Source organism: Winogradskyella sp. J14-2 (assembly GCF_001971725.1).
Classification (GTDB): Bacteria; Bacteroidota; Bacteroidia; order Flavobacteriales; family Flavobacteriaceae; genus Winogradskyella.
In genome coordinates, this window is sequence record NZ_CP019388.1 from 154,070 (window position 1) to 168,607 (window position 14,538).

The window sequence follows — 14,538 nt, forward strand, 5'->3', positions numbered from 1 at the left end:
TGAAAATTTTAAAACAATGTTAAAAACCAACTGCAGTATCGTCGCCTCTATGATCTGCACCACCTTCTAATGTGCCATCATCCAAAACTAAAATACCGTCCACTTTACCGATAACAGGGGAGCGCTTTAAGTTAACGTTATAGCCCAAGGCTTCTAATTCTTTAATGCGTTTGTTGTCAAACCCATTTGGTTCCATTCGTATTTCATCAGGTAACCATTGATGATGAAAACGTGGAGCATCAACTGCATTTTGCATTGTAAATCCAAATTCGTGCACATTCAGAATGGTTTGTAATACAGAGGTAATAATTGTAGATCCGCCAGGTGTGCCCACCGTCATGTAAAGTTCTCCTTCCTTTTCTACAATAGTTGGAGTCATGGAACTCAACATTCGTTTTTCTGGTGCAATGCTGTTAGCTTCTGCACCAATAAGGCCAAAGTAGTTTGGTTCGCCAGGCTTACTGCTAAAGTCGTCCATTTCGTTATTAAGAAAAAACCCTAATTCTTCGGCATACAATTTAGAACCATAGGCACCATTTAGTGTTGTGGTTACAGCAATGGCATTACCAAATTGATCTACGATAGAGTAGTGCGTGGTTTCATCACTTTCATAACCGACAATATTACCATGCGATAAAGAGTCAGATGGAGTCGGTTTTTCAAATGAGAAATTATTCATTCTATCTTGAAGATAGACATCACTCAATAAAGTTTCTGTTGGGATGTCTACAAAATCTGGATCTCCTAAATAGTAACTTCGATCTGCATAGGCACGCTTTTCGGCTTCCACGATAACTTGAATGGTTTTTAAAGCGTTGTGACCATAATCGTTTAAATCGAAGGGTTCAATCATTTTCATGATTTGCCCTAAGCAAATACCACCAGATGATGGCGGCGACATGGACGTCATGGTTAAATCATCATACTCAAAAGTTACAGGATTTCGCCATTTGGCTTCATATTTCTTTAAATCTTCAAGCGTAATGATACTGCCTTCAGATTGAAGAAATGATACGAGTATTTCTGAAGTTTTTCCTAAGTAAAATTCATTTCTTCCATGATCAGAAATGCGCTGAAGTGTTTGCGCTAAAGCTTTATTTCTTATTGTATCTCCGGCTTTAATAGATTTGTTGAATAGTATTTGTTTTTTGTTTACTTGAGTGAAAATGCTATCGTAAGCAGCGAATCGCTTTGCTTGTTTTTGGGTAACAACGAAGCCATTGTTTGCTAGTTCTATGACTGGTTTTAATACAGTTTTTACATCGAGCTTACCGTATTTTTGTTGGGCTTCAAAAATACCAGCAATTGTTCCTGGTACACCAATGGCCATGCTGCCAACAGTGCTTAGGTTTTTAATCACATTACCATTGTCATCGAGATACATATCCTTTGTTGAAGCCAGTGGAGCTTTTTCTCTGTAATCTAGTGCACCTTTTGTACCATCTGCTAATCTAAAGACCAAAAAACCACCACCTCCAAGGTTACCAGCATAAGGGTAAGTAACAGCCAAAGCCATTTCGGTTGCCATCATAGCATCAAAAGCATTGCCACCAAGTTTTAGAATTTGTACACCAATCTCAGAAGCCTCTTTTCTGGCACTAACAACCATTGCCTTTTCTGCAATAGTACCACGCGTATTAACCTCTGTTTTTTGTTGTCTTGCTGCATCTTTACAAGCAATTAAGTTAAATAGAATTAATAATAAGGTAAAGCGGTTTTTCATGGCTCGAATTGCTTTTTTAGTTCAATTAGTTTTGAGTTGCTGTAGGCTCTTAGTTCTTCAAAAAACAGGGTAAACTCATGTTCAAATTCTGAGTAGTATTCTTTTAGCTCCTTAGTAGCTTCATTCATTTTAGATTTGCCTTTTGTGCGTCTGTTCATACCGTTTAGAACTTGTTGAATCCCTTCAATTTTAGCATAACTCAAAAGCCAATTGCCTTCTATCATTAATGGTGCTAAATGTTTAAAGCGATCTGGTAAAATTTCAAAATTGTCATTAAGACTTTGATAAAAATGGTCTATGTATTTTGCTAGTGGTATGTTGGAGTAGTGCTTCCAGTTTTTTGCTAAGAAGTGATCGTAGAAAATATCGACGATAACTCCACTGTAATGCCCATAATTTTTGTGTAATCGCTTGGTGCTTTGCCTAAAGATTGGATGTGCATCTGTAAAGGTATCAATAGCTCTGTGCAATAAAATCCCAGCCTGAATCTTTTCTGGATACAATTTGTATTTATTACCTCTAATGCCGTCGGCAACAAAATTTCCGATGGTTAAAAGTTCGTCGTCTCCTGATAGATAAATGTGGGCTAGAAAATTCATAGGTCCGAATTTACAAATTCGTAATAACAAAATAGGATTAAGATATTATATTTGCTCAAAATCAAAACTCTATGACTTTAATTAAATCAATTTCAGGAATTCGTGGAACTATTGGAGGTGCTGTTGAGGACAATTTAACGCCAATTGATGCTGTAAAATTTGCAGCAGCTTATGGTACTTGGTTAAAGCAACAACGCAATAAAGACAACTACAGAGTTGTGGTTGGTAGAGATGCACGTATTTCTGGCGAAATGATTCAGAGTTTAGTAATGCATACCTTAGTTGGTATGGGAATTCATGTTATAGATTTAGGCTTATCAACTACACCAACTGTTGAGGTGGCTGTACCAATGGAACATGCAGATGGCGGTATTATTTTAACCGCAAGCCATAACCCAAAACAATGGAATGCCTTGAAATTATTGAATCATAAAGGTGAATTTTTAAATGGAGTAGAGGGCAAGAAGATTCTAGATATTGCTGCTTCTAATGATATGACTTTTGCTGAGGTTGATGATCTTGGTAAGATTACCAAAAATGATGCTTACATCGATTTACATATCGATGAGGTTTTAAACCTTCCATTAGTAAATAAAAAGGCAATTGAAGCTGCAAATTTTAAGGTTGTAGTTGATGGTGTACATTCTACTGGTGGTATTGCGATTCCATTATTATTAGAGCGTTTAGGTGTTGAGCCTGTAAAGTTATATTGTGAGCCAACTGGTCAATTTCCGCATAATCCAGAACCTTTAAAGGAGCATTTAGGTGATTTAGCAAAAGCTGTAGTTAAGGAGCATGCCGATTTTGGTATCGTGGTCGATCCAGATGTAGATCGTTTGGCGTTTATGGATGAAAAAGGCGAAATGTTTGGTGAAGAGTATACTTTAGTCGCTTGTGCAGACTACGTATTGAGTAAAAATTCTGGAAACACCGTAAGTAATATGAGTTCTACACGTGCCTTACGTGATGTTACCGAAAAGCATGGTGGAACCTATGAAGCCAGTGCAGTTGGTGAGGTAAATGTGGTAGAATTAATGAAAAAAAACAACGTAGTGATTGGTGGTGAAGGTAATGGTGGTATTATTTACCCAGAATTGCATTACGGTAGAGATGCTCTAGTAGGTGTGGCTTTATTTTTAAGCCTTTTAGCAGAAAAGAAAATGTCTGTAAGTGCATTGCGCGCCACGTATCCGAATTACTATATGAGTAAGAAGAAAATTCAATTGACACCACAATTAGATGTTGATGCCATTTTGAAGACTATGGAAACCAATTACAGTCATGAAACATTAACAACCATAGATGGTGTGAAGATTGATTTTGCCGATAGTTGGGTACACCTCAGAAAGAGTAATACCGAACCAATAATTCGTATTTATACTGAAGCGCAGTCACAAGAGGCTGCAGATGATTTAGCAGATCGTTTTATTGCTGAAATAAAAGCTATCGCTAATATTTAGTATCTTTAGGTTATGATTTCTGAAGCAACGACGCATAACACATCAACGCTTGAAGCTTATTTTGAGCAATTTAGAAAACACATTGTTGGTCAAGATCAGACATTTATGTCTCCTTTTGGTGAACAAAAAATAATTTATACAGATTGGACAGCTTCAGGACGTTTGTATAGACCAATTGAAGAAAAGTTACTCAATGAGTTTGGGCCTTTTGTGGCTAATACGCATACTGAAACTACGGTATCAGGCACTGCCATGACAAAAGCGTACCACAAAGCTAAGCATATTATAAAAGACCATGTTAATGCCAACGAAGACGATGTGTTGATTGTTACTGGTAATGGAATGACAGGTGTGGTTAATAAATTTCAACGTATTTTGGGACTAAAAATCCCTGAAAACCTAAGAGATTATACAACTGTGCCAGATGAAATGCGACCTGTTGTTTTTATCTCACATATGGAACACCATTCTAATCAAACCTCATGGTTAGAAACGATTGCCAAGGTAGAAGTAGTGCCACCAGACGATAACGGTTTATTCTGTTTGAAAAATCTTGAAGCATTGCTAGAACAGTACAAAGACAGAACATTAAAAATTTGTTCTATTGTTGGTGGGTCTAATGTTACAGGCATACAAACACCATATCACAAAGCAGCTAAGCTTATGCATCAGCACGGAGGTGTATGTTTTGTTGATTTTGCATGTTCTGCACCTTATGTAGACATCAATATGCATCCAGAGGATGAAGACGAACAGCTTGATGCTATATTTTTCTCACCACATAAATTTTTAGGAGGACCAGGAACTTCTGGTGTGTTGGTTTTTAATAAGAAATTATACCATAATATGGTACCAGATTGTCCGGGAGGAGGTACTGTGAGTTGGACAAATCCTTGGGGAGAACATAAATACATCGATAATATTGAAGACAGAGAAGATGGTGGTACACCAGGATTTCTTCAAACTATAAAAACAGCCTTATCTATTAAGCTGAAAGAACAAATGGGAGTTAGTAATATCCTTGAGCGCGAGCATGAGCTTATAGATATTATTTTTGATAAGCTTCAACCGATTTCAAACATAAACATACTAGCAGGACAGCATAAAGACCGCTTGGGAGTTATTTCGTTTTATATCGATGATTTGCATTACAACCTTGGTGTAAAATTACTGAACGATAGATTTGGTATACAAACTCGTGGAGGATGCAGTTGTGCTGGTACGTATGGACATTTTTTATTGCACGTAGACCAGCAAACCTCTAAAGAACTTACCGACGAGATTTCTATTGGAGATCTGGTACGTAAACCAGGCTGGATTCGTATGTCTATTCACCCAACTACTACTAATGAAGAGATTGCATATGTTTGTAATAGTATTGTTGACTTAGCCAAAAATCACCAAGAATGGGCTAAAGATTATGAATACTCTCGTTGTAATAATGAATTTATTCATAAGTCTTTAATCGACAAGCCATGTAATGCTACTAATGTAGAAGGTTGGTTTAATTTAGATTGAACAATTTTTTAATCCTTAAATGTTTCTGGGACTTTATTGCGATGTTTCCAGCGTTTGTGCGTCCATAAATAATATTGCGGAGCTTCATTAATTTGTTGTTCAACGAGTTTAAAGAAGATATCTGTGATTTCGTAGTCTTTATAATCTTTAGGGTTTTCTGTAATTGTGGTGAACGTCGTTTCGTAAAAACCGCGTTTTAATCGTTTTACGCTAAAGAATACTACGGCCATATCAAGCCTTTTAGCAAGCATTTCTGCGCCTGTATGCATCGGTACTTTTATACCCATAAATTCACTCCAGTGAAAGGCTTTATTTGCTTTTGGGGATTGATCTGAAGCAAATCCGTTAATGGTAAGTTCGCCTTTTTTCTTTGATTCGGCTAAAACTGTAAATGTGTCTTTGGTTGTAATTAAGTGTGAGTTGTATTTGGCTCTAATACGCTTTATAAGTTTGTCGAAGTATTTGTTTCTTAGGCGTTTATATACGGCATATCCTTTATGTTGTATGTATGTTTGAAGTATAAAAACCCACTCCCAACTGCCATAATGAGCACACATAAGCACAATACTTCTTTGTTTGCTTCCTAAATCATTTATCAATTCTACATTACTAAACTTGTAGCGTTTTTTCATTTCAGATTCTGATATTGTCATGGACTTAATAGACTCTACAATCATATCGCATAAATGATGGTAAAATTGACTAGTAATCATTGCTATCTCCTTTTCGGATTTATCAGGAAATACAAGGCGAAGATTTTCTTTTACAGTAGACTTTCTATAGCCGAAAATTTTATAAAGAAAAATATATAATACATCAGAGAGACCATATAGTAATCTAAATGGTAAAATAGATATCAACCATAAAAAGGGATAAATAATAATGTAGGCTATAAGTTGCATAAAAGCGAGTTCGTTCTAAAGCGCAAATATATTATATTTGAATCAATAGATATTTTTATGCACAATTTAGATCCTGTTACCATTGTAATTATCGCGGCTAATGTTTTGCTATCATTAAAGGGTTTTAATGACCGTTTATTTTTTGAAAAATACAAGTTTAATGTAGGTAGTATAAGACGTGGCGAGCAAATAAGAATGTTTAGTTCTGGCTTTTTGCACGTAGATACGACGCATTTGCTGTTTAATATGATTACCCTTTATTTTTTTGCAAGTTATGTTGTAGACTCTTTAGGAACTTATAATTTTTTAATCCTCTATTTTGCAAGTCTTCTTTTTGGTAATCTATTATCCTTGTATTTTCATAAAGAAGAATTCTGGTATAATGCTGTTGGTGCCAGTGGCGCTGTTACTGGAGTGTTATATTCGGCAATATTACTAGATCCTAGTATGAGCTTGTACATGTTTTTTATACCAATTCCCATACCTGGATATTTATTTGGTATAGGCTATTTGTTATATTCTATCTACGGTATGAAAAATAGGGTAGGAAATATTGGCCATGATGCTCACTTTGGTGGTGCGGTAGGAGGTTATGCAATAACTTTAATTTTAATGCCCAGTTTGTTTAAAACAGACCTAGGTCATATAGGTTTATTGACTATCCCTATTATCATTCTTTTTATCCTATATAAAGTGGGAAAACTCCAATAAAAAAGCCCGCTTTAGTTAGCAGGCCTTTTATACTATGTTGGTTTTTTAGTTATTGTTATCAAACAATTGTCTCAACTTACGCTCCAGAGCAAAACCTCTTAAATTTTTTGCTACAATCTTACCTTCTTCATCTAGTATATAAGTAGCAGGTATAGATGTTATATTATACTGCTTTGCAACGGGATCATTAAAGTACATTAAGCTAGATACATGGTTCCACTTTAACCCATCCTTTTCAATAGCATCTAACCATGCTTTTTTAGGATCCTTTTGGTTTGGAGCACCATCTAGAGATACACCAATAATTTCTAAACCTTTGTCGTGGTATTGCTCATAGATTTTAACAACGTTTGGGTTTTCTCTTCTACATGGACCACACCATGCTGCCCAAAAATCAATAATGGTGACTTTTCCTTTTAGGTCATTAAGGCTTACACGCTCACCACTAGGTGTTTGAGACTCAAAGTTAGGTGCTATTTTACCAATTTCTAGGTAAGCTGTTTTTTCATATTCCTTATAGAGTTCATCTAATTTTTGCTTTACTAACTGTCCTCTTTTTGATGCTTTTAACTCTTCCGGGAAACGCTCAAATGCCTCTTTATATTTTAAAATATCAAAGCCAGCTCTACTAGATTCTAGTTGAATAAGGTTTAAACTAAAAAAGCTATTGTTATTTTCTTGCACAAATTGCAAAGGGTAGGCTCTTTGTCTATCTCTCAAGGCTTCCATTGCCCTACCAATAGAATCTCTTGTTTCTGGAGCTGGTTGTTGGCCAAGTTCTCTAAATTTAGCCATAATAGCTTCACCTTCTTCTTTAAATGCCATCATACCATTCTGAAAATTCTCGTAACTTTTGTTAGACTCAGACCCAGTAACTTCAGATTCCATAGGAATGTCTTTATTAAAATTTATAGCTATATCGCTATTTTCTAACATAAAAACAACGTTGCCAGGACTGCTGTCAGCCGATAAAAAATAAATACTAGGCTCATCTACAGCGCCCTTTATTATAAATTTTTCATCTTTCACTACAGCAGAGTCTTTAATGATTTGCTGACCTTTAGCATCTATCTCGGCAAGCTGCACTCGTACACCATTTGCAACGCCTTTTGCATTTCCGTTAATAACGAATTCTGCGTTTTTTTGTTGGTTGCAACTTACAAACGCCACCGTTAAAATTAATAAAACAAGTATTTTTTTCATGTATATGATTTTCTTATTATGAGGTAGCAAATATAACAACATAGGCTAACTAATCTAAGCTTTAGATGTGAATATAATCTTAAATACAACCGTTAACCTTTTAACAATCCCACATTTTACAATATTTTTGTATTAAGTAAAGATCCATTATGCATAACGATACAATTGTGGCCTTGGCAACACCCTCAGGAAGCGGAGCTATAGCTGTTATACGGCTATCTGGTAGTGAAGCCATAAATATTGCAGCATCTGCTTTTAAATCTATTAAAAATAAAAATCTAAAAGCACAAGCTACGCATACGATTCATTTAGGTCATATTATTGATGGTGATAAAACTCTTGACGAAGTTTTAGTTTCAGTATTTAAAAATCCAAACTCGTATACAGGTGAAGATGTTATAGAGGTCTCTTGCCATGGCTCTCCCTATATTCAACAAGAAATTATACAATTATTTCTTAGAAAAGGTTGTAGAATGGCCAATGCTGGCGAGTTTACATTACGCGCCTTTTTAAATGGAAAATTAGATTTAAGTCAGGCAGAAGCTGTAGCAGATTTAATAAGCAGTGATAATGCAGCATCGCATCAAATTGCTATGCAGCAGATGCGTGGTGGTTTTTCTTCTGAAATTGCAAAACTGCGAGAAGAACTTTTAAACTTTGCGTCGTTAATAGAATTAGAATTAGACTTTGCCGAAGAGGATGTAGAATTTGCAGACAGGACACAATTTAAGGACCTTATTAACCGCATTATTTTTGTATTAAAACGATTAATAGATTCTTTTGCGGTTGGTAACGTCATAAAAAATGGTATTCCTGTGGCGATTGTAGGCGAACCAAATGTTGGCAAATCTACATTGTTAAATGCACTTTTAAATGAAGAACGTGCAATTGTTTCAGAAATCGCAGGTACTACCAGAGATACTATTGAAGATGAAATATCTATAGGAGGTATAGGTTTTCGATTCATTGATACGGCTGGTATACGAGAAACAGAGGATATTGTTGAAAGTATCGGTATTAAAAAGACCTTTGAAAAAATAGAACAATCTCAAGTAACAATTTATCTGTTTGATGCTAGTAAAACCATAGATACACTAGAAGAGGTAAGAATAGAAATAGAGAAGATTAGAAATAAATACCCTCAAAAACCTTTGTTGGTTATTGCTAATAAAATTGATAGGTTAAATGATATACAGTTAGCTAAAATAAACACCACCATTGCCGATGTACTTTTACTTTCAGCTAAAACGGGTTTTGGTGTAGAACAGTTAACCAACTCGTTATTAAAATTAATCAATACAGGTGCTTTACGCAATAATGAAACCATAGTTACAAATACACGCCATTATGATGCGCTTTTAAAAGCTGTTGAAGAAATTCAAAAAGTGCAACATGGTTTAGAAACTGGTTTATCAGGTGATTTGTTAGCTATAGACATTAGACAAGCTTTATATCATTTTGGTGAAATTACAGGTGAGATTACAACCGATGATTTATTGGGTAATATCTTTGCTAACTTTTGTATCGGGAAGTAATACCTTGTTTTTAAAAATATAATTGTAACATTAGTTGCTTACTTAACTAAGTATAAAAACTAGCTTTGATATCAAAATTACAATCTTAATATGGATTTGACTCAGATTTTAGGTTATATCGGAGCTTTGTTTATAGGTATTGTTCTTGGGCTCATTGGCGGAGGAGGCTCCATTCTAACTGTTCCAATCTTAGTTTATTTGTTTTATGTAAATCCAGTTACGGCAACAGCTTATTCTCTCTTTGTAGTAGGTGTTTCGTCTTTAGTAGGTGCTATTAGAAATATTCAAAAAGGCTTAGTGGATTTTAGAACAGCCATTGTTTTTTCAGTACCAGCTTTTATTGCAGTATATATTACCAGAAAGTATTTGGTGCCAGCAATGCCAGAAGAACTATTTAGTGTTGGTGATTTTTTAGTAACAAAGCATATAGGTATAATGATATTTTTTGCCTTTGTTATGCTTGTTGCCTCTGTATCCATGATAAAGAATAAAAAGGTTAAAGCAGTTTCTGATACCGAAGTAAATTTCAACTATCCATTAGTTGTTGCTGAAGGTGTAATCGTTGGTGTTATAACAGGAATCGTAGGTGCTGGAGGTGGATTTTTAATTATACCAGCATTAGTGTTGTTGGCCAAACTACCGATGAAAAAAGCCGTAGCCACGTCATTACTCATTATTGCTATAAAATCCTTAATAGGTTTTATAGGTGATGTTGAAAATTTAGACATAGATTGGTCATTTCTTTTAATATTTACATCCATCTCTGTAGTTGGCATATTTTTAGGAGTTTACCTCTCCAATTACATTGAAGGCAAAAAGCTTAAAAAAGGTTTTGGTTGGTTTGTGTTAATTATGGGTATTTACATCATTTACAAGGAATTAACATTGTAACTTTTGTTACAACTCAATTTTTTTAATGTCCGTAATTTAAGTGAAATTTATTCACATTAACCAAAATAATTATGAAAATAGAACAGATTTATACAGGATGCTTAGCTCATGCAGCATATTACATTGAAAGTAATGGTGAAGCTGCAATTTTTGATCCATTACGAGAAGTTCAGCCGTACATTAATAGAGCCAAAATGGCTGATGCAAAAATCAAATACATTTTTGAGACGCATTTTCATGCAGATTTTGTTTCAGGTCACTTAGATCTTAAAGAAAAAACAGGTGCTAAAATTGTATTTGGTCCAACAGCAAAGCCTAATTATGAAGCTATAGTTGCAGAAGACAATCAGATTTTTGAGGTAGGTAATTACAAGGTGAAGGTTATCCACACACCAGGTCACACTATGGAAAGTACGACTTACTTACTCATAGATGAAAACGGCAAAGAGCATGGTATTATTACAGGAGATACTTTATTTATAGGTGACGTGGGCAGACCAGACTTAGCACAAAAAGTTGATGCAAAACTTACACAAGAAAAATTAGCCTCTCATTTATACGATTCCTTGCGTAACAAAATAATGCCATTGAGTGATGATTTAATTGTGTATCCCAATCACGGTGCAGGTTCTGCTTGTGGTAAAAACATGAGTAAAGAAACAACAGATACTCTTGGTAACCAGAAGAAAACTAATTACGCACTTAGAGCAGACATGACCAGAGAAGAGTTTATAGAAGAACTTTTAGATGGTTTAACTGAGCCGCCAGGATACTTTCCTCAAAATGTACTAATGAATATTAAAGGTTACGAGAGTTTTGATAAAGTTATGGATAAGGCTCAAAATCCGTTATCACCAAAAGCTTTTGAAGCTGCTGCAATCGAAACTGAAGCTGTGGTATTAGATGTTCGCCATCAATCAGAGTTTATTAAAGGACATATTCCAGGTTCTGTTTTCATTGGTATCGATGGTAATTTTGCACCATGGGTAGGAGCATTAATCGTAGATGTTACCCAGCCCATATTATTAGTGGCACCAAAGGGCAGAGAAGAAGAGGTGATTACCAGATTATCTAGAGTTGGATTTGATAATGTTGTAGGCTACTTAGATGGAGGTTTCGAAGCTTGGAAAGATGCTAATATGGAAATCGACACTATAACTTCAATTTCTGCAGAAGAATTTGCAAAAGATTTTGAAGATAAAAAAGATGTTGTTTTCGACGTTAGAAGAGAAGGTGAGTATATTGCTGAGCATGTAGATGGAGCTAAAAATACTCAACTAGATTATTTAAATAATTACCTAAGCGAATTCCCAGAAGATAAAACCTTCTATGTGCATTGTGCTGGTGGGTATCGTTCAGTAATTGCCGCTTCAATATTAAAAAGTAGAGGAATTCATAATTTGGTGGATATAGCAGGCGGTTATGGCGCCATTAAAAAAACAGACATCCCAAGAACGGATTATGTCTGCCCTTCAACTCTAAAATAAATTCCAAAGTCAAAATTATTAGAGGTTGTCTCAAAACCTATATTTTTTGTCAATCTTAATTGGTTTCAGATTCTTAAAATAATTAAAATCAGGTCAATAAGATTCTGAAATAAATTGACTACGTCGAATCTTCGATTTCAGAATGACGGTGTTTTCGGTTTTGAGACTGCTTTTTTTGTGTAACATAGGTTACGCTTTGCCAAAAGTTTAACGACTATTTTTATCATGTTTTATAATTCAATTCTAAAAATTCTTCTTATGTCATTTTTCGCTTCATTATTTGGTTCTAAAACATCACAAAGCGATGTTATAAAGCTATTATCACCAAAAGAATTTAAAGTGCAGGTTGAAAACAAAAATGTGCAATTGATAGATGTTAGAACACCAGCTGAGTTTAAAGGTGGACATATAAAAGGTGCAAAAAACATAGATTTTTTCTCCGGTAAGTTTAATGTTGAGTTTAATAAATTGAATAAGGATAAAGCAGTCTATGTTTACTGCCGAAGTGGAAGTAGAAGTAGACAAACATCTAAAAAGCTGGAAGCTATGGGATTTACTGAAATTTATGATTTAAAAGGAGGAATAATCAATTATTAATGAGTCACTTATGAAATATACTATAGTACTTTTGGCATCTGTTTTTATTTTAAGTTGTAATAACTCTGATAAAAAAGAATTATCGGCATTTGAAAAGTCTAAGTTGGCTAATAGTCATCCAGGTAAAAAATTGATGGAAACCAATTGTTACGTTTGCCATAGTCCAACAGCTAGCCACGACGATAGAATTGGGCCACCCATGGTAGCCATAAAAAGACATTATATTGATGATGCAACTACCAAAGAGCAATTTATTGCAGACATGCAAGCTTGGATAAAAAATCCTAACGAAGCTGATGCAAGAATGCGTGGTGCTGTAAGACGCTTTGGAGTTATGCCAAAACAAGTTTTTCCAGAAGAAACCATTGAGAAAATTGCAGATTATATGTATGATTTTGAGATCGATCAGCCAGAATGGTTTGAAGATCATTTTAATGAAGAAAAAGGAAAACATAACGGAAATGGTAAAGGTATGGGACAAGGTAAAGGAAAACATCAGCAACAAGCACAAACCAACTACCAAGATTTACCTTATGGTGAAAGAGGTCTAAAGTATGCTTTAACCACAAAAGCTGTGTTGGGTAAAAACCTTATGGGTACAATTCAAAAAAAAGGAACATTAGAAGCCTTAGAGTTTTGTAATGTTAAAGCCTATCCATTAACCGATAGCATGGCAGTAGTTCATAATGCAAGCATAAAACGGGTAAGCGACAAACCTAGAAACCCAAAAAACAAAGCCAATTCAGAAGAGTTAGAGTACATCAATACTTTTAAAACTTTGGTTGCTGGCGAAAAAGAAGTTAGTCCAATAGTAAAAGAATCTGAAGACAATGTCCATGTGTATTATCCGATTGTAACAAATACAATGTGTCTTCAATGTCATGGCAAGCCAAAATCTGATATAAAACCCGATGTTTTAAAATCATTATCTTCATTATATCCCAAAGATAAAGCTATACGCTATTCCGAAAATCAGGTAAGAGGTATTTGGAATGTCTCTTTTAAAAAGAATTAAAATTAGTTATGAGCAAGTTTTCAGAATTAATCAATAAAGACAAATTAGTCCTTGTCGATTTTTTTGCAGAGTGGTGCGGTCCTTGTAAAATGATGTCTCCGATTTTAAAAGAAGTAAAAGACAATCTAGGCGATAGAGTAGCCATCATAAAAATTGATGTTGATAAAAATCAAGCTTTAGCTGCAAAATATCAGGTAAGAGGTGTACCAACATTACTATTGTTTAAACAGGGTAAACAAATTTGGAGACAGTCTGGAGTGCTTCAAAAAGATGATTTAATTAATCTTATTGCCAACAATGATTAGGTAATTGAGATATACTTTAAAAACAACTAAAGCACATCTTAAAGAATTATTTTTAGGTACTTTTTCATTTACTGACAAATGTCATTTTTATTACAAATGATTACAGCTAACTTAGCATTTGTAAATGATAAATCGGCTAAAAAATGAACAACTCTTTACTAGTATATGACCATAGCAATGGAGTAATAATGATTGCAGTGTTTGCTTTAGTCTGCGTAATTTTAGTAGGCGTACTTATTAATTTTATGACAAGCGGAAAAAAGAAAGACAACAACGAAGCAAACTAAATCAACCAACTATCATACATGGTTTTTTTAACAGTGTAATTTTTTAAAATTCTTCTTGAATTTTGGGCTAAAAAAAAGAGGCTCGATTCATTGATCGAGCCTCTTTTTTTTTAACTATTAAAAATCAGGGTATAAACAACGATTATTTTAAAGATAGATAGAATGACGCATTAAGGATTAACTAGTGCAGTTAATTAGGTTTTTTTGGTTAGTGTTAAGAAGCATCTTTTTTTAAAGGTGCTTCTTGCTTTAGTAACCTTTGTTACTAAGTAAAAGTTGAACGCAGCTTAATTTTGAATCAAATT

General features: G+C 34.6%; 14 protein-coding genes. 10 read left to right on the top strand and 4 right to left on the bottom strand.

The window, feature by feature from the left end; genetic code table 11:
- Positions 1-19: 19 nt before the first annotated feature.
- Together ggt and BWZ20_RS00825 are read right to left on the bottom strand one after the other, a co-directional pair.
- Positions 20-1,723 (bottom strand): gamma-glutamyltransferase, encoded by a 1,704-nt coding sequence (gene ggt, locus BWZ20_RS00820; protein WP_076614993.1) that lies wholly within the window; start codon positions 1,721-1,723, stop codon positions 20-22.
- Entirely contained in the window at positions 1,720-2,322 is a 603-nt protein-coding gene (locus tag BWZ20_RS00825; protein WP_076614995.1) for an ACP phosphodiesterase, read from the bottom strand. The genes ggt and BWZ20_RS00825 overlap by 4 nt, the downstream gene beginning before the upstream one ends.
- A 71-nt stretch (positions 2,323-2,393) precedes the next feature.
- Here BWZ20_RS00825 and glmM point away from each other — a divergent pair, with 71 nt between their 5' ends.
- Positions 2,394-3,782, top strand: a complete 1,389-nt coding sequence (gene glmM / locus BWZ20_RS00830; RefSeq protein WP_076614998.1) for a phosphoglucosamine mutase — start codon at positions 2,394-2,396, stop codon at positions 3,780-3,782.
- A gap of 12 nt (positions 3,783-3,794) precedes the next feature.
- A complete protein-coding gene (locus tag BWZ20_RS00835) occupies positions 3,795-5,300 on the top strand; it encodes an aminotransferase class V-fold PLP-dependent enzyme (RefSeq protein WP_076615000.1) in 1,506 nt (501 codons plus the stop codon).
- Positions 5,301-5,308: 8 nt separating this feature from the next.
- Here the strand turns inward: BWZ20_RS00835 and BWZ20_RS00840 are convergent, their stop codons facing one another.
- The gene (locus BWZ20_RS00840; RefSeq protein ID WP_076615002.1) at positions 5,309-6,202 is read right to left on the bottom strand and encodes a lysophospholipid acyltransferase family protein; all 894 of its coding nucleotides are present in this window, start codon (positions 6,200-6,202) and stop codon (positions 5,309-5,311) included.
- Between the two features lie 57 nt (positions 6,203-6,259).
- On the opposite strand from BWZ20_RS00840, the gene BWZ20_RS00845 reads away from it, so the two are divergent.
- Positions 6,260-6,913: a rhomboid family intramembrane serine protease gene (locus tag BWZ20_RS00845; RefSeq protein WP_076615005.1), complete on the top strand. Its 654-nt coding sequence runs from the start codon at positions 6,260-6,262 to the stop codon at positions 6,911-6,913.
- Positions 6,914-6,958: 45 nt separating this feature from the next.
- Here BWZ20_RS00845 and BWZ20_RS00850 read toward each other — a convergent pair whose 3' ends face one another.
- Positions 6,959-8,116, bottom strand: a complete 1,158-nt coding sequence (locus tag BWZ20_RS00850; protein ID WP_076615006.1) for a TlpA disulfide reductase family protein — start codon at positions 8,114-8,116, stop codon at positions 6,959-6,961.
- 149 nt (positions 8,117-8,265) lie between these two features.
- On the opposite strand from BWZ20_RS00850, the gene mnmE reads away from it, so the two are divergent.
- The 7 genes from mnmE to BWZ20_RS15360 all read left to right on the top strand — a co-directional run bounded on the left by mnmE (position 8,266) and on the right by BWZ20_RS15360 (position 14,233).
- Positions 8,266-9,651, top strand: a complete 1,386-nt coding sequence (mnmE, locus tag BWZ20_RS00855) for a tRNA uridine-5-carboxymethylaminomethyl(34) synthesis GTPase MnmE (protein WP_410529704.1) — start codon at positions 8,266-8,268, stop codon at positions 9,649-9,651.
- A gap of 90 nt (positions 9,652-9,741) precedes the next feature.
- A complete protein-coding gene (locus tag BWZ20_RS00860; protein WP_076615011.1) occupies positions 9,742-10,542 on the top strand; it encodes a sulfite exporter TauE/SafE family protein in 801 nt (266 codons plus the stop codon).
- Positions 10,543-10,613: 71 nt separating this feature from the next.
- Positions 10,614-12,029 (top strand): MBL fold metallo-hydrolase, encoded by a 1,416-nt coding sequence (locus tag BWZ20_RS00865; protein ID WP_076615014.1) that lies wholly within the window; start codon positions 10,614-10,616, stop codon positions 12,027-12,029.
- Between the two features lie 258 nt (positions 12,030-12,287).
- Positions 12,288-12,626, top strand: a complete 339-nt coding sequence (locus tag BWZ20_RS00870) for a rhodanese-like domain-containing protein (RefSeq protein ID WP_076621216.1) — start codon at positions 12,288-12,290, stop codon at positions 12,624-12,626.
- A gap of 10 nt (positions 12,627-12,636) precedes the next feature.
- Positions 12,637-13,641 (top strand): DUF3365 domain-containing protein, encoded by a 1,005-nt coding sequence (locus BWZ20_RS00875; RefSeq protein WP_076615017.1) that lies wholly within the window; start codon positions 12,637-12,639, stop codon positions 13,639-13,641.
- 8 nt (positions 13,642-13,649) lie between these two features.
- Positions 13,650-13,946, top strand: a complete 297-nt coding sequence (gene trxA, locus BWZ20_RS00880; protein WP_076615019.1) for a thioredoxin — start codon at positions 13,650-13,652, stop codon at positions 13,944-13,946.
- 143 nt (positions 13,947-14,089) lie between these two features.
- Entirely contained in the window at positions 14,090-14,233 is a 144-nt protein-coding gene (locus BWZ20_RS15360) for a hypothetical protein (protein WP_198034964.1), read from the top strand.
- Positions 14,234-14,538 lie beyond the last annotated feature (305 nt).